18 protein-coding genes are annotated in these 18,147 nt (G+C 66.0%); 10 read left to right on the top strand and 8 right to left on the bottom strand.

The window, feature by feature from the left end; genetic code table 11:
• Positions 1–110: 110 nt before the first annotated feature.
• The 3 genes from FHT09_RS00910 to FHT09_RS00920 form a co-directional block, all read right to left on the bottom strand.
• Positions 111–1,106, bottom strand: a complete 996-nt coding sequence (locus FHT09_RS00910; protein ID WP_104607506.1) for an aldo/keto reductase — start codon at positions 1,104–1,106, stop codon at positions 111–113.
• 299 nt (positions 1,107–1,405) lie between these two features.
• The gene (locus tag FHT09_RS00915) at positions 1,406–1,975 is read right to left on the bottom strand and encodes a flavodoxin family protein (protein WP_104607507.1); all 570 of its coding nucleotides are present in this window, start codon (positions 1,973–1,975) and stop codon (positions 1,406–1,408) included.
• Positions 1,976–2,068: 93 nt separating this feature from the next.
• A complete protein-coding gene (locus tag FHT09_RS00920) occupies positions 2,069–2,962 on the bottom strand; it encodes a LysR family transcriptional regulator (protein ID WP_047127395.1) in 894 nt (297 codons plus the stop codon).
• A gap of 105 nt (positions 2,963–3,067) precedes the next feature.
• Between FHT09_RS00920 and FHT09_RS00925 the strand changes: the two genes are divergently transcribed.
• From FHT09_RS00925 to FHT09_RS00940, 4 genes are all read left to right on the top strand, one after another.
• Positions 3,068–3,478 carry a DoxX family protein gene (locus FHT09_RS00925; protein ID WP_104607508.1) on the top strand — a complete coding sequence of 137 codons (411 nt, stop codon included), beginning with the start codon at positions 3,068–3,070 and terminating at the stop codon, positions 3,476–3,478.
• 31 nt (positions 3,479–3,509) lie between these two features.
• Positions 3,510–4,340 (top strand): class III extradiol ring-cleavage dioxygenase, encoded by an 831-nt coding sequence (locus tag FHT09_RS00930; protein WP_104607509.1) that lies wholly within the window; start codon positions 3,510–3,512, stop codon positions 4,338–4,340.
• Between the two features lie 239 nt (positions 4,341–4,579).
• A complete protein-coding gene (locus FHT09_RS00935; RefSeq protein ID WP_016900902.1) occupies positions 4,580–5,824 on the top strand; it encodes a putative DNA modification/repair radical SAM protein in 1,245 nt (414 codons plus the stop codon).
• A gap of 219 nt (positions 5,825–6,043) precedes the next feature.
• Positions 6,044–7,489, top strand: a complete 1,446-nt coding sequence (locus FHT09_RS00940; protein WP_104607514.1) for a UdgX family uracil-DNA binding protein — start codon at positions 6,044–6,046, stop codon at positions 7,487–7,489.
• Between the two features lie 478 nt (positions 7,490–7,967).
• Here FHT09_RS00940 and FHT09_RS00945 read toward each other — a convergent pair whose 3' ends face one another.
• Positions 7,968–8,525 carry a fasciclin domain-containing protein gene (locus FHT09_RS00945; protein ID WP_016900899.1) on the bottom strand — a complete coding sequence of 186 codons (558 nt, stop codon included), beginning with the start codon at positions 8,523–8,525 and terminating at the stop codon, positions 7,968–7,970.
• 624 nt (positions 8,526–9,149) lie between these two features.
• On the opposite strand from FHT09_RS00945, the gene FHT09_RS20140 reads away from it, so the two are divergent.
• From FHT09_RS20140 to FHT09_RS00965, 4 genes are all read left to right on the top strand, one after another.
• Positions 9,150–9,791 carry a hypothetical protein gene (locus FHT09_RS20140; protein WP_258077307.1) on the top strand — a complete coding sequence of 214 codons (642 nt, stop codon included), beginning with the start codon at positions 9,150–9,152 and terminating at the stop codon, positions 9,789–9,791.
• A 278-nt stretch (positions 9,792–10,069) separates the two neighbouring features.
• On the top strand, positions 10,070–11,707 hold the full coding sequence (locus tag FHT09_RS00955) for a Na+/H+ antiporter (RefSeq protein ID WP_104607510.1): 1,638 nt from the start codon (positions 10,070–10,072) through the stop codon (positions 11,705–11,707).
• A gap of 288 nt (positions 11,708–11,995) precedes the next feature.
• Positions 11,996–12,940, top strand: coding sequence for an ABC transporter ATP-binding protein (locus tag FHT09_RS00960; RefSeq protein WP_104607511.1), 945 nt, complete (start codon positions 11,996–11,998; stop codon positions 12,938–12,940).
• Positions 12,937–13,698 carry an ABC transporter permease gene (locus FHT09_RS00965; RefSeq protein ID WP_016900895.1) on the top strand — a complete coding sequence of 254 codons (762 nt, stop codon included), beginning with the start codon at positions 12,937–12,939 and terminating at the stop codon, positions 13,696–13,698. The genes FHT09_RS00960 and FHT09_RS00965 overlap by 4 nt, the downstream gene beginning before the upstream one ends.
• Before the next feature lie 412 nt (positions 13,699–14,110).
• Here FHT09_RS00965 and FHT09_RS00970 read toward each other — a convergent pair whose 3' ends face one another.
• On the bottom strand, positions 14,111–14,377 hold the full coding sequence (locus FHT09_RS00970; protein ID WP_104536399.1) for a DUF3297 family protein: 267 nt from the start codon (positions 14,375–14,377) through the stop codon (positions 14,111–14,113).
• Positions 14,378–14,539: 162 nt separating this feature from the next.
• Between FHT09_RS00970 and FHT09_RS00975 the strand changes: the two genes are divergently transcribed.
• Positions 14,540–15,091 (top strand): hypothetical protein, encoded by a 552-nt coding sequence (locus tag FHT09_RS00975; RefSeq protein ID WP_104607513.1) that lies wholly within the window; start codon positions 14,540–14,542, stop codon positions 15,089–15,091.
• A gap of 462 nt (positions 15,092–15,553) precedes the next feature.
• Here the strand turns inward: FHT09_RS00975 and FHT09_RS00980 are convergent, their stop codons facing one another.
• On the bottom strand, positions 15,554–15,838 hold the full coding sequence (locus FHT09_RS00980) for a DUF4031 domain-containing protein (RefSeq protein ID WP_104536397.1): 285 nt from the start codon (positions 15,836–15,838) through the stop codon (positions 15,554–15,556).
• A gap of 10 nt (positions 15,839–15,848) precedes the next feature.
• Positions 15,849–16,511: a hypothetical protein gene (locus tag FHT09_RS00985; RefSeq protein WP_243848922.1), complete on the bottom strand. Its 663-nt coding sequence runs from the start codon at positions 16,509–16,511 to the stop codon at positions 15,849–15,851.
• A 181-nt stretch (positions 16,512–16,692) separates the two neighbouring features.
• Between FHT09_RS00985 and FHT09_RS00990 the strand changes: the two genes are divergently transcribed.
• The gene (locus FHT09_RS00990) at positions 16,693–16,968 is read left to right on the top strand and encodes a hypothetical protein (protein WP_184416815.1); all 276 of its coding nucleotides are present in this window, start codon (positions 16,693–16,695) and stop codon (positions 16,966–16,968) included.
• Here the strand turns inward: FHT09_RS00990 and motB are convergent.
• Positions 16,943–18,145 (bottom strand): flagellar motor protein MotB, encoded by a 1,203-nt coding sequence (gene motB / locus FHT09_RS00995; RefSeq protein ID WP_104605966.1) that lies wholly within the window; start codon positions 18,143–18,145, stop codon positions 16,943–16,945. The genes FHT09_RS00990 and motB overlap by 26 nt on opposite strands.
• Between the last annotated feature and the right edge of the window lie 2 nt (positions 18,146–18,147).

Here is an 18,147-nt window from a genome sequence, read left to right on the forward strand (position 1 = left end):
GGCGTGTCACTCGGATGGCGGTGCTGGCAAGTGTGCGAGCCACACCGGTGCGATGGCGTGAGCGCACGCAGTCAGACGGCCGCGACTGCATGTGCTCCCACGCGGCGCTCTCAGCGGCTGAGCGCGCCCATCATCGCTTCCGGATAACGCGTACCGGACGCGGCCTGCAGCGGGAAGATCGCATCGATGCGTGCGAGCTCGTCCGGCATCAGCGCGACATCGAGCGCGCCAAGGTTTTCTTCCAGGTAAGCCAGCCGCTTGGTGCCCGGGATCGGCACCAGGTCCTGGCCCTGCGCCAATACCCAGGCCAGCGCCAGCTGCCCCGGCGTGATGCCCTTGTCGGCGGCGACCGCCTTGACCTGCTGCACCAGTTCCAGGTTGCGTGTGAAGTTCTCGCCCTGGAAACGTGGCGAATGGCGACGGTAATCGTCGGTCTCGAAGTCATCCGGGGACGCGAATGCGCCGGTCAGAAACCCGCGACCCAGCGGCGAATACGGAACGAATCCGATCCCGAGTTCGCGTACGGTGGCGAAGACGCCGTTGTCCTCGGGCTCGCGCGACCACAGCGAATACTCTGTCTGCACCGCGGTGATGGGATGCACCGCATGCGCGCGGCGGATGGTGGCTGCAGCGGCCTCCGACAGCCCCAGGAAACGCACCTTGCCTTGCTCGACCAACCGCGCCATCGCACCGACGGTGTCTTCGATCGGCACGTTGGGGTCCACGCGGTGCTGGTAATACAGATCGATGTGCTCCACGCCCAGGCGGCGCAGGCTGGCTTCGCACGCCGATTGCACATAGTCCGGGCTGCCATCGATGCCGCGCACCGACGGGTCGTTGGGATCGAGCTTGATGCCGAACTTGGTGGCCAGAAACACTTCGTGCCGGCGCGCGGCGATGGCCTTGCCGACCAGGATTTCATTGGTGTGCGGGCCGTACATGTCGGCGGTGTCGAGCAGGCTGACGCCGTGATCGAGGGCGCGGTGGATCACCGCGATCGAGCCGGCCTCGTCGCTGCGATTGCCGTAGAACGCGCTCATGCCCATACAGCCGAGACCGAGCGCAGAGACGGTGGGGCCGGAACGGCCAAGCGTGCGGGTTTGCATGGTGAGGAAACTCCGTGCGTCAAAGAAGGCAGGGGAAGGATGCGGCGGCGCGCGTGAGCACGATGTGGCCCGTACGATGACGCGCTGTGGGGGGCTTGCATGCCGCGGTGGCGGCGCGTGGCGACGGGGTGGGCCGACGACTGCGCCCAATGCCGGATCGCTGCGGTATCGGGCATTCGGCGTTACAGCGCGCAAACCCGAACGCGCGCTGCGACTCCACGCAAAAGTCCGCGCATGCCAGCAGACCTAGGCCCACCGCCATGCACGGGTGCTGTTACGCGGGCGCCGCTACATGCGGCTTAGCCCTTGAGCTTGCCGGCCAATTCGGCCACGCGCTTGCCGAGCAGCTTGGCGGTCTCCAGGTCGCCGCTGCGTGGTGCTTCTTCCGGCGAGGCATCGGAAGGCGAGATCGCCAGCGCGCCTGCCGAACCGGCAGTCCAGTTGATGTCCTGCGGACCGTGCGCCTTGGTGTTGGACGGCAGCAGGCCGGTACCCACCCAGACCTGGCCGTGCTGCTGCGACAGCGTCCAGAAATACTGGATGGTGGCGTACTTGTCGCCGTTCACCGAGGCCGAGTTGGTGAAGCCGGCTGCGATCTTGTCCTTCCAGGCCTGCGCAAACCATGGCTTGGAGCTGGCGTCGGCAAACTTCTTGAACTGCCACGCCGGCCCGCCCATGTAGGTGGGGCTGCCGTAGATGATGGCGTCGGCGGCGCCGATTGCCTCCCAGGCGTCGTCGGGCAGGTTGCCGTCCTGATCGATGCGGTACAGCGTGGCCTCGCCGACACTGGCGGCGCCGGCATGCACGGCTTCGGCCAGTTTGACGGTGTGGCCGTAGCCGCTGAAATAGATGATGGCGATCTTGCTCATGCGAAATCCTGTGGCTCGAGGGGATCTTGATTGTGACCACACATGCGGCGTCAGGTTAATGACCATCGACGGGACGTACTGTTGCCGGGCTCATCAGCGCCCGGGATCGCCCATGCTGTCGACCAGGTAGTCGATGAAGCTGCGCACCTTCGGGGCCAGGTGGCTGCGGCTGGTATAGACGGCAAAGATGCCGATCTCCCCCAGTGCGTACTGCGGAAGGATGCGTACCAGCCGGCCAGCGGCCAGATGTTCGTCGGCCAGGAAGTCCGGCTGCATCGCGATGCCCAGGCCGGCCACCGCCGCCGCGCTCAACACATGCCCGTTGTTGGCACGCAGGCTGCCGTGGATGCGCACATCGCTATCGCCATCGGGCCCATGGAAGCGCACTTCGTCGCCGTTGGGCGAGTAGTGGTACAGCAGGCAGTCGTGGCCGGCCAGGTCGGACGGGTGCATCGGGGTGCCGGCACGGGCCAGGTAGGCCGGCGCCGCGCAGGGCACCAGGCGGACCGTGCCCAGGCGCCGGGCGATCAACGTCGGCGCCGGCTGCCGGGTGATGCGGATGGCGACATCGAAGCCTTCTTCGACCATGTCCACCAGCCGGTCCGACAGCGACAGGTCCAGTTCCACCTGCGGGTAGCGCGCGCAAAAGCCCGGCAGCAGCGCGGCCAGGCGCTCGATGCCATAGCTCACCGGCGCGTTGACGCGCAGTACCCCGGCCGGCTCCAGCGCCTGCGCGCCGACCGTGGCCTCCAGATCGTCCAGGTCGGCCAGCAGTTGCAGGCAGCGCTGGTAATACGCAGTGCCGGCGCTGGTCAGGCTGACCCGCCGGGTGGTGCGGTTGAGCAGGCGGGTGCCCAGCCGTTGCTCAAGCGCGGCGACCTGCCGGGTCACGCTGGCGGTGGAGCGGTCCAGCGCATCGGCGGCCGCACTGAAGCCGCTGCGTTCGGCCACTGCCGCGAACACGCGCATCGCATCGAGGGTATCCATGGGTGTCCGATTGTTGCTTCGATCGCAATAAATTATCTGAAGTAAAACTATTTATCAGAAATCTGTAAGCAATAGGCTGTGCAGGTCCTCACCGGAGTCCGTCCAATGTCCACCTCGCCTGCTTCCCCGCGTACCGCTGCCTACGGCGCCGCCTTGTTGCGCATCAGCCTGGGCGCGCTGTTCCTGGTCCATGGCCTGACCAAGTTGCTGGTGTTCACCCCGGCCGGCACCGTGGCCTATTTCCACTCGCTGGGCCTGCCGGGCGCGCTGGCCTACCTCACCATCGCGCTGGAACTGGGCCTGGGCCTGTCCTTGCTGCTGGGCATCTACGCACGCTGGGTCGGGCTGCTGGGCGTGCCGCTGCTGCTGGGCACAATCGTCAGCGTGCACGGCGGCAACGGCTTCGGTTTCTCCAATCCGGGCGGTGGCTGGGAATACCCGGCGCTGTGGGCGGTGTTGCTGATCGTGCAAGCCCTGCTCGGCGAAGGCGCGTGGGCGCTGAAGCCGGCGCGTTGAGGCTGCCTGTCGTTCTTTCGAGGAGTACGCCATGACCCGTTTGCCTTCCCTGTACATCTCGCACGGATCGCCGATGACTGCGCTGCAGCCGGGGCAGGTCGGCGAGCGCCTGGCCGAGCTCGCGCAGACCTTGCCGCGGCCGCGCGCGATCGTCGTTGCATCCGCGCACTGGCTGGGCCGCCGCCCACTGGTCAGCGGCGCGGCGCGGCCGCCCACCATCCATGACTTCGGCGGCTTCCCGGCGCCGCTGTACGAGCTGGAATATCCCGCGCCCGGCGAGCCGGCGCTGGCGCAGCAGATCCTGCGCCGGCTGGAACAGGCCGGCCTGCATCCGCATCTGGATCCGCAGCGCGGTTTCGATCATGGCGTGTGGGTGCCGCTGCGCCTGCTGTATCCAACAGCCGATATCCCGGTGGTGTCGGTGTCGATCCAGCCCGAGCTGGGACCGGCGCACCAGTTTGCGGTCGGTCGCGCGCTGGCGCCGCTGCGCGAGGACGGGGTGCTGGTGATCGGCTCGGGCAGCATCACCCATAACCTGCACGACTTCCGCCACGGCTACAGCGCCGAGCGCGAGGCGCCGTATGTGCGGCCCTTCATCGAGTGGACCGAGCGCAAACTGGTGGAGGACGACATCGCCGCGTTGCTGGACTATCGCCGGCAGGCACCGCATGCCGCACGGGCGCATCCCACCGACGAGCACCTGTTGCCGCTGTATGTGGCGATGGGCGCCGCCGGCGCCGACCGGCTCGGCGCGCAACGCATCGATGCCGGCATCGACGCGGGGTTTCTGGCGATGGATATCTACCGGTTCGACGGCGATCCCGGAGATGATCGCGCGCTTGCGGGCCCGGTCGCCGCCTGAGCCCTGGCGACCGCAGCATGCCTGCACCGTCGCTGTCACCGACGGTGCAGGCGGCATGCCGGTCCCGCAATTCCGAGGCACTGCCCCCCATGGCGATACGGCTTGGTGCCTATGGCACACCGGCCCGCAGCGACAAGGCATGCTGCCGACAAGCGCCGGCAGCGCAGCGCTCTGAAGCATTCACGATGAGGTGGTGTGCAGTCTCACAGGCTGAGACGCCTTCGCGACATGCTGCTTGCGTGAAAATCCTCGACAAACTCGCAGTGCTGGCCGATGCGGCCAAATACGACGCGTCCTGCGCCTCCAGCGGCGCGAACAAGCGCAATTCGCTCGGCACCGGCGGGATCGGCAGCACCGAGGGCATGGGCATCTGCCACTCGTACACGCCCGACGGCCGCTGCGTGTCGCTGTTGAAGATCCTGCTCACCAATTTCTGCGTGTTCGATTGCGCTTATTGCGTCAACCGCGTGTCCAGCAATGTGCGCCGTGCGCGCTTCACGCCGGAAGAAGTGGTCACGCTGACGCTGGACTTCTACAAGCGCAATTACATCGAAGGCCTGTTCCTGTCCAGCGGCATCATCCGCAACTCCGATTACACGATGGAGCAGCTGGTGGAAGTGGCGCGGCAGCTGCGCGAGGTGCATCACTTCGCCGGCTACATCCACCTCAAGACCATCCCCGATGCAACGCCGGAATTGCTGGCCGCCGCCGGCCGCTACGCCGACCGCCTGAGCATCAACGTGGAGCTGCCGACCGAGCAGGGATTGACGCTGCTGGCGCCGGAAAAAAGCGTCGGCGGCATCCGCTCGGCAATGGGCGAACTGCGTTGGCGCATCGAAGAAAACCAGCTGGAGCGCAAGGCCGAAAAGCTGCGCCGCGCCAAGCCGCCGCGTTTTGCGCCGGCCGGGCAGAGCACGCAGATGATCGTCGGCGCCGACGATGCCAACGACCGCAGCATCCTGGACACCAGCCACAATCTCTACGGCAATTACCGGATGCGCCGGGTGTACTACTCGGCCTTCAGCCCGATCCCGGATGCCTCGTCCAAATTACCGCTGCAGGCACCGCCGTTGCAGCGCGAGCACCGGCTGTATCAGGCCGACTGGTTGCTGCGCTTCTACGAGTTCAGCGTGGAGGAGATCGCACCAGCGCAGTCCAGCGGCATGCTCGATCTGGACGTGGATCCGAAGCTGGCCTGGGCGCTGCGCAATCCCGAGCGGTTTCCGGTGGATCTGAACGCGGCGCCGCGCGAGATGCTGCTGCGGGTGCCGGGCCTGGGCACGCGCAATGTGGAGCGCCTGTTGTTGTCGCGCCGGCATGCGCGCTTGCGGGTGGGCGACCTGGCGCGGTTGCGGGTGCCGATGAAGAAGCTGCTGCCGTTTGTGAGCGTGCTGGACCATCATCCGCGCCAGCGCCTGGACGACCCGGTGCGCTTGCGCGCGCAACTGGCACCGGCACCCAGGCAGGCGAGTCTGTTCGATTGAAGCCGCAGCTGGCCGCCGGCATCCGGCGCTCCGCCGCGTCCGCCGGCGTCTGCCTTGTCGCCGGGCAAGCTGCCCGAAAGGCGGATAAGGATGGCATCAAGTGCAAAGACCGCCGAAAGCGCAAAGGTCACCGAACGCCATTGCTGACACAGGAACGCGACGCTTTGCGAATCCCCAATCTTAAATCCCCAAGCCCACCTCTCCATGCTGACCACCGCGATGTTCAACGCTGACGTCGAGCCGGGCTGGAGCCTTGAAGCATGGCGTGCGCTGGCGCGGGCAGGGTGGTGCGCGCAGGTGGAGCCTGACTCCATCGCGTGGAATGGCGGAGCGCAGGGCGGCTTGTTGATGGGGCAGGGGCTGCTGGATTTGCCGGCCGTGGCTGCAGCGCCGCGGGTGTCGGCGGAGTTCCTGCAGATGGCCGGAGCGGTGTTGTGTCACCGCGATCCGCAGCGCTATGCGGTGCTGTACCGGTTGTTGTGGCGGGTGGCCTGCGGGGAGCGCGCGCTGCTCGAGCGGGCCACCGATGTCGACGTGCATCGGGTGACGCAGTGGCAAAAGGCGGTGCAGCGCGATACGCACAAGATGAAGGCGTTCGTGCGCTTTCGGCGTTTGCCGGTGGAAGAGGAAGACTTCGTGGCGTGGTTCGAGCCCGAACATTGGATCGTGGATCGGGTGGCGCCGTTTTTCGCGCGCCGCTTCGCGGGCATGCGCTGGGCGATCCTCACCCCGTATCGCAGCGTGCGCTGGGACGGCGAGGCGTTGACGTTCGGCGAGGGCGCCGTGCGCACCCAGGTGCCGGCCGACGATGCGCAGGAGACGCTCTGGCGCACCTATTACGCGCATATCTTTAATCCGGCGCGGCTCAATCCGACCATGATGCGGCAGGAAATGCCGCAGAAATACTGGAAGAACCTGCCGGAGGCGAGCCTGTTGCCGGAGCTGATCCGCGAGGCGGGTGTGCGCGTGCGCGAGATGGCCGAGCGTGCGCCCGAGCCGGTGCGGCGGCGAGTGCCGGTGGCGCCGGCGCCGGCGCCGGTCCCGGAAGTGGCCACGCAAAGCTTGGCGCAGTTGCGCGTGGCCGCGCGCGATTGCCGGCGCTGTGCGTTACGGCAGCCGGCAACGCAGACGGTGTTCGGCGAAGGGCCGAGCGATGCGTCGGTGATGGTGATCGGCGAGCAGCCCGGCGACGAAGAGGACCTGAGCGGGCGTCCGTTCGTCGGGCCGGCCGGGCGTTTGTTCAACATGGCGCTGGGCGAGATCGGCATCGACCGCGCCACGGTCTACGTGACCAATGCGGTCAAGCATTTCCGCTTCGAGCAACGCGGCAAGCGGCGGCTGCATCGCAACCCGGAACGGTCGCATGTGCAGGCCTGCAGTGGCTGGTTGCATGCCGAACGCGCGCAGCTGCGTCCGGCGCAGATCGTCTGCCTGGGCGCAACCGCGGCACAGGCGGTGTTGGGGAACAGCTTTCGCTTGATGCAGCAGCGCGGTCAGTGGCAGCGGCTGGACGACGGCACGCCGGTGCTGACCACCGTGCATCCCTCCTGGGTATTGCGGCAGGGCTCGGAGGCCGCGCGCGAGGAAGGCTACCGCGGGTTTGTCGAGGACCTGCGCCAGTTGCTGGATGCACCGGTTGCTGCAGAGCGCATGGTGAAGACATAAAAAATGCGCGTGCAAATGCACGCGCACGGTGTCGGAGAACGAGACACCAAGTGGAACCACTGGCGAGCCAGTGGTTCCCTCACCGCCGCTTTGCGGTGTGGTGGCGCTGCCTGGAGCCTGTTTCCAGGCACGCGCGGATACAACGCTGCAACAGTGTCTGCGCCTGTTGCTGTGCAGCCGATGCGCCGGCGTTGTAGGGCAACGCCAGCGCGGCTAATCACTTCAAGCAGGAGCGACAAGCAGGATTGCTGCAGGGTGGTCAGACAGGCGCGTTCGGTGTTCGACATCGGCATGTACCACCCGTACCTGCCGGTGTCGAGCGCGGCGTCCGCGCTTACCCGAGTGCTTGCGGCAATGCAGCTGCTCTGAACGTTGCTGGCGTGCGCAAATCGTCGTCGCCCCATCGACGGAACCTGGCTGCGTTCCGCCGATGCAGGTCACGCGCCTGCGACTGCCTGCGTCAGGCAGCAAGCTGCCGTTACGGCATCAACACCTTGTCGACCACGTGGATTACGCCATTGCTCTGCATGACATCGGCAATGGTGACGTTGGCGGTGTTGCCCTTGGCATCGGTGATGGTGACCTTCTTGCCGTTGAGCTTTGCGGTCAACGCCTCGCCCTGCACGGTGGTCAGCGAGGCGCTACCGCCGCCGGCCTTGATCTTGGCGATCAGCGATGCGGCGTCGACCTTGCCCGGTACCACGTGATAGGTCAGCACCTTGGTCAGCGTGGGCTTGGATTCGGGCTTGAGCAACGTTTCCACCGTGCCGGCCGGCAGTGCGGCGAATGCGGCGTTGGTCGGGGCAAACACGGTGAACGGGCCCGGCCCCTTCAGCGTGTCGACCAGGCCAGCGGCCTTGACCGCGGCGACCAGGGTGGTGTGGTCCTTGGAGTTGACGGCGTTGTCGACGATGTCCTTGGTCACCAGCATCGGCGCACCGCCCACGGTCGGGTTCGATGCGGCGTAAGCGGGGGCCATGGCACTGGTCAGGGCAATGGCAGTGGCAATGGCAAGCGACTGGAATGAGGTCTTCATGAGGCATCGATCCTTTGGGTAAGCGACTGCCTGGATGGCAATCGTAGTGCTGGATACGCGGGTGGATGCAGCGCGGATGCATCACGCGGTCTTTACACCGGCGGACCCCGCACTGCGTCGCTCGAGACCGTCATAACGCAGGCATCGATGCAGCCTGTTGCGCTCGCTGGGCTCGGACGGCAGCTGCAACCCGAACACTTGTCGGTGGTCGAAACCGATGTGACGCAGGTCGAGGTGCCATTGCAGACAGGACGCGGTCGACCTGCCGCCGTCCATGCGATACGCAGCCAATGCAGGCAAGGTTCAATGCATTGCTGACGACAGTCACCAGCAAGCGCGAAGAAGGTAGGCAGGATTATCTTTGGTGCTGCAACCTGATTATCGAATGCGTGAATCTCGAGTGGCTTTTTTGCTACATGAGTTCGTGGGTGAAGCCGGACTAAATAAGCAACGCTGTAGCATGATGTCGTCAGTGATCTGCTGCTGGTGTCATGTAACCTCGCGCCACCGGCTGCACTTATCTCAGCTAGTGTGGAGTGCAGATAATGACGCTGAACCTTGCAGGCTGGCTCCGCATTTATGGGCAACGCAATTCACCGAATCACGCAGAAAGGTTGTAGCTAGATGACGCAGAAAAAAATCCAATGCACGCGGCTGGCACTGGCAGCATGCCTGGCTGCAAGCGTGATGGTGTGCGGCATCACGCAGGCCTCGGCCGCAGCGCGGGCTCCGACGTCAACGCCGGCAAAGGCCGTTGCTCCGTCCAGTGAAGCCTATCGGCCAGGGCAGCAATGGATTGTTCCGGGCGAGTGGCAGTTCACTATCGATGCCGTGCGCCCGGCCAGGGTGAAAATCCATGACGATGGCGGTGGATCCTGGCGGCCTACGCAGGTGCTGCTGGTGAGTTACAGCTACAGGAACATCGGGTTCGATGACAGCGCCAACTACAAAGACGGCGGGCCCTCGACGCTGGCGTTTTCGAAAGCCCATATCGATGTGGTCGATGCCAACGATGCGGACAATGGCGGCGCAGGCAATTACCCGGTGCACCTCAAACTCGTGGAAGACGCCAACGGCCAGAAGATCGGCCAACAGATGGTCGGCGCACAGTGGCCGTATGCCTTCAGGAAAAAGCCCAAGGCAGTCAAGGTGACGGTGAGTCACTACGACTCCAGGCTGCAACTGCAGCAAGCGACCTTCATCGTCCCGGTCAAGACCACGCGGCAATCGCCTCCGCATGCGAACAGGCACATTCGCCACAGCTGATTGCAGTCTGTCGGTGAGCTGCCTGGCAGGGCACTCCCGCAACAGGGCGCACGCGTCCATTCGCTGGCGTATCCAACGGCGCCGGGCCGACGCGAGTCGGCAACGGTGTGACATCGACGGGCCCCGATGGCAGATCTGCCGCAACGAACGGCAAGCCGGGCGAGGTGGCGCAAAGGTTTCATCGCCGGATGCAAACCGGTATGTTTCCGTAGGCGCGTGATGGTGCGTTGCACTATGCGATGCCGCACGCGCGCACCGTTTCTTCTTCCGGGTTTTCCATGCATTCGATCGATGTCGTCCTCGCCATGTTGCTGGCGGTCGCGGCCAGCGGTTATCTGATCCGCATCCTGCCGTTCTCGTTGCCCCTGCCGTTGGTCCAGATCGCGCTTGGCGCGGTGGTCTCGGGTGTGTTCGATGCCGGGCACGAGCTGGAACCGGAGCTGTTCTTCCTGTTGTTCCTGCCGCCGTTGCTGTTTCTGGATGGCTGGCGCATTCCCAAACAAGGCCTGTTCCGCGACAAGGCGGCCATCCTCGAGCTGGCGCTGGGTCTGGTGGTGTTCACCGTGATCGGTGCGGGCCTGCTGATCCATTGGCTGATCCCGGCGATGCCGCTGGCGGTGGCCTTCGCGCTGGCAGCGATCATCTCGCCGACCGATCCGGTGGCGGTGTCCTCGATCGCCTCCAAGGTGCCGATCCCCAAGCGGCTGATGCACATCCTGGAAGGCGAGTCCCTGCTCAACGATGCCTCCGGACTGGTGTGCTTCCAGTTCGCGGTGGCCGCGGTGCTGACCGGTAGCTTCTCGCTCGCCACCGCCTCGCTGACCTTCCTGTGGGTGGCATTGGCCGGGCTGGCGCTGGGCGTGGCCACCACGTTCGGCCTGAGCCGCATCCAGGCCTGGATCTGGCGCCATTTCGGCGAGGAGCCGGGTTCGGCGATCCTGGTCAATCTGCTGACCCCGTTCGCGGCCTATCTGCTGGCCGAGGCCTTCCATGCTTCCGGCATCCTGGCCGCGGTAGCCGCCGGCGTCACCATGAGCTACGTGGAAATGGCCGGCAACGCGCCGGGCAACATGCGCCTGCAGCGCTCGGCGGTGTGGGACACGGTGCAGTTCACCTTCAACGGCATCATCTTCGTGCTGCTGGGCGAACAGTTGCCGGGCATCCTGGACGGGGCGGTGCGCAGCGTGCAGGAGGCTGGGCACCTCAATCCGTGGTGGCTGGCGGTGTACGTGGCCACCATCAGCGCCAGCCTGATGGCGTTGCGTTTCGTATGGGTGTTCCTGTCGCTGCGCTGGAACATCTTCAAGGCGCAGTGGCGCGGCGAGCAGCATGTCAGCCCGCCGTGGCGGATCGTGGTGGCGGTGTCGCTGGCCGGCGTGCGCGGTGCGATCACCCTGGCCGGCGTGCTCACGCTGCCGTTGATGCTGGAGGACGGCTCGCCGTTTCCGGCCCGCCAGCTGGCGATCTTCCTGGCCGCGTCGGTGATCCTGGTGTCGTTGCTGGTGGCCAGTGTGGCCTTGCCGCGGCTGCTGCGCGGGCTGGAACTGCCCGAGGAAGAAGATGAGCAGCTCAAGGAAGATCTGGCGGTGAAGGCCGCATCGCAGGCGGCGCTGGAAGCGGTGGAAAAGCTGCGTCAGCGGCTGGTGGACGGCAGCAAGCATGCCGAGCGCTACAACGCCGCCGCCAACCAGGTCAGCCAGCGCTATCAGCGCAAGCTGGGTGCAGTGGACATGGCCGAGACCGATCCGGAAGAGGCCGGCGCCTACGAACAGGCGCTGCGCCAGTTCCGCCATGCAGCCTTGGTGGCCGAGCGCAACGAGTTGTTCAAGCTGGCCAGGCGCCGCGAGATTTCCGATGACCTGTCGCGCCGGCTGGTGCGCAATCTGGATCTGATCGAGTCGCGCAAGCGCGCGTGAGCGCGCGGGAATCGGGATTGGGGATTGGGGAATCGCAAGAGCAGCAGCGGTTGCCGTGTCTGGCTGGGTAGGAGCGCACCTGGGCGCGATGGGGCATTGGCGGGAAAGCGCCATCGCGCGCAGGCGCGTTCCTACAGGGAGATGCGCCAGCAAAGGGCAGCAGGCGTGCGCGGTCCAGCTCGCTGAGGCTCCCCGGCGCGCGCCGGACGACACCATTCCATCCGCACTTCTCCCATCTTCATGGCGCACGGCCTACCCTGTGCGGCTGATGGTTCCAGCGCACAAGACATGACTCCAATCGTTTCGATCCAGGGATTGAGCAAGACCTACGCTGGCGGTTTTCAGGCGCTCAAGCAGGTGGACCTTCAGATCCGACGCGGCGAGATCTTCGCGCTGCTCGGTCCCAATGGCGCCGGCAAGACCACGCTGATCAGCATCGTCTGCGGGCTGATCAACCCCAGCACCGGCACCGTGCTGGCCGATGGTCACGACATCGTGCACGACTACCGTGCCGCGCGTGCCAGCATCGGCCTGGTGCCGCAGGAGCTGGCCACCGACGCGTTCGAAACCGTGTGGGCCACCGTGCGTTTCAGTCGCGGCCTGTTCGGCAAGCCGGCCAATGCGGCGTATCTGGAAACGGTGCTGCGCGAACTCTCGCTGTGGGACAAGCGCCACAGCAAGATTTCCACGCTGTCCGGCGGCATGAAGCGGCGCGTGCTGATCGCCAAGGCGCTGGCGCACGAGCCGCGCATCCTGTTTCTGGACGAACCCACTGCCGGCGTGGACGTGGAGCTGCGTCACGACATGTGGCAGATGGTGCGCAGGCTGCGCGAGCAGGGCACCACGGTGATCCTGACCACCCATTACATCGAGGAAGCCGAAGACATGGCCGACCGGGTCGGGGTGATCAATCGCGGCGAGCTGGTGCTGGTGGAAGACAAGCACACGCTGATGCGCAAGCTCGGCAAGAAGCAGCTCACGCTGAGCCTGCAGGCGCCGCTGCAGGCCATTCCGGCCGCGCTGGGCGATCTGCCGCTGGAGCTGTCGGCCGACGGCAACAGCCTGATCTATACCTTCGACACCCAGGCCGAGCAGACCGGCATCGGTGCGTTGCTGCGCCGGCTCAACGAGCAGGGTATCGACTTCAAGGACCTGCATTCCAGCGAGAGCTCGCTGGAGGAGATCTTCGTCAACCTGGTGCATGGCGCCCGCAATGTGGAGGTGCGCGCATGAACCGCCATGCGATCGCGGCGATCTACCGCTTCGAGATGGCGCGTGCCTTCCGCACGCTGACCCAGTCGATCGCCTCGCCGGTGTTGTCGACCTCGCTGTATTTCGTGGTGTTCGGCGCGGCGATCGGCTCGCGCATGGGCGATATCGACGGCATCAGCTATGGCGCCTTCATCATTCCGGGGCTGGTGATGCTGTCCTTGCTCAACGAGAGCATTTCCAATGCCTCGTTCGGCATCTACATGCCGCGCTGGGCCGGCACCATCTACGAGGTGCTGTCGGCGCCGGTGGCCTGGTGGGAGATCGTGATCGGCTATGTGGGCGCAGCGGCGACCAAGTCGGTATTGCTGGGGTTGCTGATCCTGCTCACCGCACGGCTGTTCGTGCCTTACGAGATCGCGCATCCGCTGTGGATGCTGGGCTTTCTGGTGCTCACCGCGCTGACCTTCAGCCTGTTCGGTTTCATCATCGGCATCTGGGCCGACGGCTTCGAAAAACTGCAGGTGATCCCGCTGATGGTGGTGACGCCGCTGACGTTCCTGGGCGGCAGTTTCTACTCGATCAATATGCTGCCGCCGCTGTGGCAGAAGGTCACCCTGTTCAATCCGGTGGTGTACCTGATCAGCGGATTCCGCTGGAGTTTCTACGGCAAGGCCGACGTGCACATCGCGGTAAGCACCGGCATGACGTTCCTGTTCCTGCTGGTGTGCCTGGGCGTGGTGGCGGCGATCTTCCGCAGCGGTTACCGGCTCAAGGCCTGAGTGGTGAATGCAGTGGTTTTGCCGGCCGCATCCTGGTGGCTGCCGTCGGAAGTCCAGGTCAACGCCGAGTGGGTCGAGGGCGCGACACCCTCGCCGCTCGCGGGACACGTCGTGAACCCGGCCCTGGGGGCTCGGTGGCGGCATCCGTGCCGCCACACGGTCCCGCAATCGGCGAGGGCACCACGCTAGAGAGTTGGTCGGTTGTCATGTCGAAAACCATGCATACCGATATTCCCGACGGGTCCTTGCCCGCCCACCGTCGCGGGGCCTGACGCGGCATGGATGCCGCGCAAGAGCTTACGAGGACGTACCTGCAGCGTGTCGCGCGCGAGGGTGGGCGGGCGCCCTGCAGCCAGGGCACAGAGCGTCCGGCCTGCAGTAGCCTGACGTGGAGTCGTGTTGCCGGCCGCGCTTACTCGGCAGCCGGCTTGGCGTCGTGCTTGGTGTCCAGGTAATACGCTGCCACTTCGCCCTTGATCTTCATCGTCATCGGGTTGCCGCGACGGTCGCGGGCCTTGCCGACCTGCACCTTGATCCAGCCTTCGCTGACCGAATACTCCTCGACGTTGTCGCGTTCGACACCGTTGAAGCGCACGCCGACGCCGCGGCCGAGCGCATCGGCATTGTGGAACGGGCTGCGTGCATCGATGGCCAGATGATCGGGAGGGGTATCGCTCATGGGAAAGGCGTCATGGCGGCCGGGATGGCCGTCTTCGGCCGCACAGGATACGGGCCCGCGCCGCGAAGATCAGCCCCGGCGATGCATGCGCACGCCCCGACCGGTTTGCTTGCGCGTCGCCAGGCCTCACACTCACGCCTGCACTCCTGGAACCAGACCGCCATGCCCGATAACAGCGCCGACTACGAAGACGACGAAGGCCTGCAGCCCGAGGGCGACGAAGCCGATGTCGACGACCACCCGGCGCGGGTGTGGAATCTGCTGGTGCTGATCAACCCTGGCGATGAAGACACCGCATTGGGCCAGTTCGATACCTGGCGCGAGGCGCAGGCCGACCTGGACGACGACGAGGGCGACGATGCCTGGTTGTGGGCCTTGAAGGATGCGATCGACTGGCGCTCGGGCTTCTTCGTGGACTGGAAGGACACCGACGCGTTCATTGCCGCCATCGACGAACTCAGCGCGCGCTGGAACCTGCGCATCGACTGGGGCGGCGACCTGGACGACGAGGAATTTTCCCACGATCTCAGTGTGCCCGACCTGATGGCGGTGGCCTTCGATCGTCTGCGCGAGCACGGCTACTCGCTGTGGAACTGGAACACCGGCGGCGACGCCTATGCCGGCTGGATCGCGCTCAGCCGCGACGACGATGCCATGCTGGCGCTGACCTCGCTGCTGGGGGTGGAAGTGCGGCTGGGGAATGAGGCGTTCTGAGGGGTGGGATTGGGGAATCGGGATTGGGGAATCGTAGGAGCGATCTGTGGGTGTGGTTGTGCCGAGCCGCGGTGGTGCGTGCTGCGGCAGCACGCCAAGCGCGTGGTAGCCGCTAGGGTCTGCCGCGCAGGCATTGTCCACAGCCCGGCGATTGCCACGTAGGAGCGTGCCTGCGCGCGACGGGCGTTACCGGGACATCCGCTCGCGCGCTAGCGCGCTCCTACAAGGGCGTGCTGCCCTCATGCAGATGCGTGCCGTCATCACGGGTGCTGGACGTTGCAGGCCTCCAGGCCGGTACGCATGCACGGCCCGGCGATTGCCACGTAGGAGCGTGCCGGCGCGCGACGGGCGTTACCGGGAGAGCTCCTCGCGCTCAGGCGCGCTCCTACAACGGCGTGCCGCCAATCAGGGCGCGGCCACCGCTGTTACGACTCCCCGATGCCGACTCCCCCAATCTCCGCCTCAAGGCACCGCGCCCCGCGCCTGTGCACGTGCATTGGCGATCAAGGCCTTGAGCAAGACACGGTCGGTATGACGGGAGATGGCGATGGCACCGAGCGCGATCGCTTCGGCGCGTAGCGGAGCGGGCACGTCGTAGTGCGCGCCACTGAGTTTGTTCTGGAAGGCGCGGCGGGGAATGCCCAGCCGCGCCGCCATCGCATGCAGCTCGTCCAGCGTATCGCCGAGCAGGTGCGCCCAGCGCTGCTCGCGCCACAGATGCACCGCATCGTCGACGTAGACGGCCACCTGCCGGCCTTCAGACCTTCTTGCTCTTGTTTTTCTTGCTGTCGTCGGTTGCGTCGCCGACGTCGTCCTGCGACGCGTCGCCAGCAGTCGCGGCAGCGGCGTCTCCGGCGGTGGCGTCGGCATCGATGTCCGCATCGGCAGCTGCCTGGGCATCGCTCGCCTCGGCGTCGGCCTCTGCGTCTTCGGCCTCGCCGTCGTCGCCCTCAGCGTCGCTGTTCTCGAACTCGGACACCAGCGCGGTCAGGTATTCCTCGGCGGTCTTGCCGTCTTCGGCGGCCAGGTCGTCGATCATCTGCTGCAGCTGGGTGGAGTATTCCAGCGAGATGGTCTTGCCTTCCTTCTCCTGCAGATTGGCCAGGTGCTTGAGCATGGCCAGCATCGGCACCGGGTTGTCGGCACTGCCCATGGTCTGGCCGCCGATCGACAGCAGCCATTCGCTGCCGTTCTGCAAGCCGATCGCAGCGACCACGCGGCCGTCGGCATCCTGTAGCACGGCATGGTTGGCGATCTGCGGCGCCTGGCCCAGACGGACGATCGGGCGCTTGGGTTGGGACTTCTTGCGCTTGTCGCGCTTGGCCTTGGAATTGCGGGACACGGTGTTCTCGACGCTGGGAATGGCCGACCATTCTAGGCGCTTGCGCGCGACCCGGCTCGGGTGCCGCCGCCAGGCCATTGAACGCCAGCTCTGCCGGCGATGCTGCTGTCGGCTCTTCCGGCGTTCCGAAGGCCGCTGACGCGATATTTCGGACAGGCTGCAGCGGCTGGCACCGCGCGTCTGCCGGAGCGCCAGCGCGAATGCTGGTCAGAATCGGCATCCGGGACGACAAGCAGCCCGCAGGGTGGTCAGATCCGACATGTACATCAAGTTCGGCATGCACGTCAGATTCGAGATGCACGATACCGTCTGCCGTCTGCCGTCTGCCGTCTGCCGTCTGCCGCAGCCCGCAGCCCGCAGCCCGCAGCCCGCAGCCCGCAGCCCGCAGCAGTCCGCAACCGCCAACAACCCCAACAACCCCAACAACCCCAACAACCCCAACAACCCCAACAACCCCAACAACCCCAACAACCGCCAGGCAACGTCTTGCCAGGTGCCCGCAGCCGCCGTCAGCGCCGCGCGGGTGCTTCGCTGACGGCAGTGCGCGGTGCGGCCACGGCAGCTTCGGCGGCCTTGGCCAGCGCTGTGGCCGAAGCCACCTGGGTGCGCGTGGAGACGCGCGGTGCCGCCGGCGCGGCGCTGGGGGCCGGGGTCGCTGCAGCGGTCGGTTTGACGCTGGCCGCAGCGGCAGATCCGCCCGCCGACGCAGCTGCAGCGGGTCCTGCCGCAGGCTGCGCGGCCGGTGTTCCCACTGCCGTGCTGGCGGTGGTGGTCGCTGCGGCACTCAGATCCGGCACATGGGTGTCGGCATCGTGGGTGGGCTTGCCCAGCGCAATGCCCTGGCCGGCGCCGGCCAGCGCTGCCTGTTCGGCATCCTGGGTCATCACCACGATGCTGATGCGGCGGTTGATCGGGTTCTGCGGGTCGGTCTTGTCGAACAGCACCGACGAGGACAGCCCCACCACGCGGGTGACCTTGGCATCGTCCATACCGCCGCCCACCAGCGCACGGCGCGCGGCATTGGCGCGGTCGGCGCTGAGTTCCCAGTTGGTGTAACCGGTATCGTTGCTATAGGCGGTGGTGTCGGTGTGGCCGGTGATGCTGATGTGGTTGGGCACCTGGTTGATGAAGCTGGACAGCTCGCGCAGGATCGCCACGGTGTACGGCTTGAGCTGGTCGCGGCCCATGTCGAACATCGGCCGGTTCTGCTTGTCCACGATCTGGATGCGCAGGCCGTCCGGGGTGAGGTCGAGCAGCAGCTGGTCCTTGAACGGCTCCAGCGCCTGGCTCTTGTCGATGGCCTCCTTCAGGTCCTGCATCAGCGCTTCCAGGCGCTTCTTGTCCTTGGCGCGGCTGTCTTCGCTGGTGTCGGCGGCGTTGTCGCGCTTGCGGCCCATCTCGTCCTTCTGCCCCTTGGCCATGTCGGCGGTGCCGCCGAGCTTGATCATCGAGGTGCTGGCGCCGCCGGGGCCGTTCATGCCCGGCGAGGGCGCCGGCGATTTGCCCGACAACGGGCTGGGATTGCGGAAGTATTCCGAGATCGCCGCGCGCTGCTCCTTGGTGGTGGCGGCCATCAGCCACAGCACCAGGAAGAACGCCATCATCGCGGTCACGAAGTCGGCAAACGCCACCTTCCAGGCGCCGCCATGATGGCCGCCGCCCTGCACCTTCTTGACCCGTCGGATGACGACGGTGGATTTGCCCTCGGCCATGA

Source organism: Xanthomonas sp. CFBP 8152 (genome assembly GCF_014199025.1).
Classification (GTDB): domain Bacteria; phylum Pseudomonadota; class Gammaproteobacteria; order Xanthomonadales; family Xanthomonadaceae; genus Xanthomonas; species Xanthomonas arboricola_B.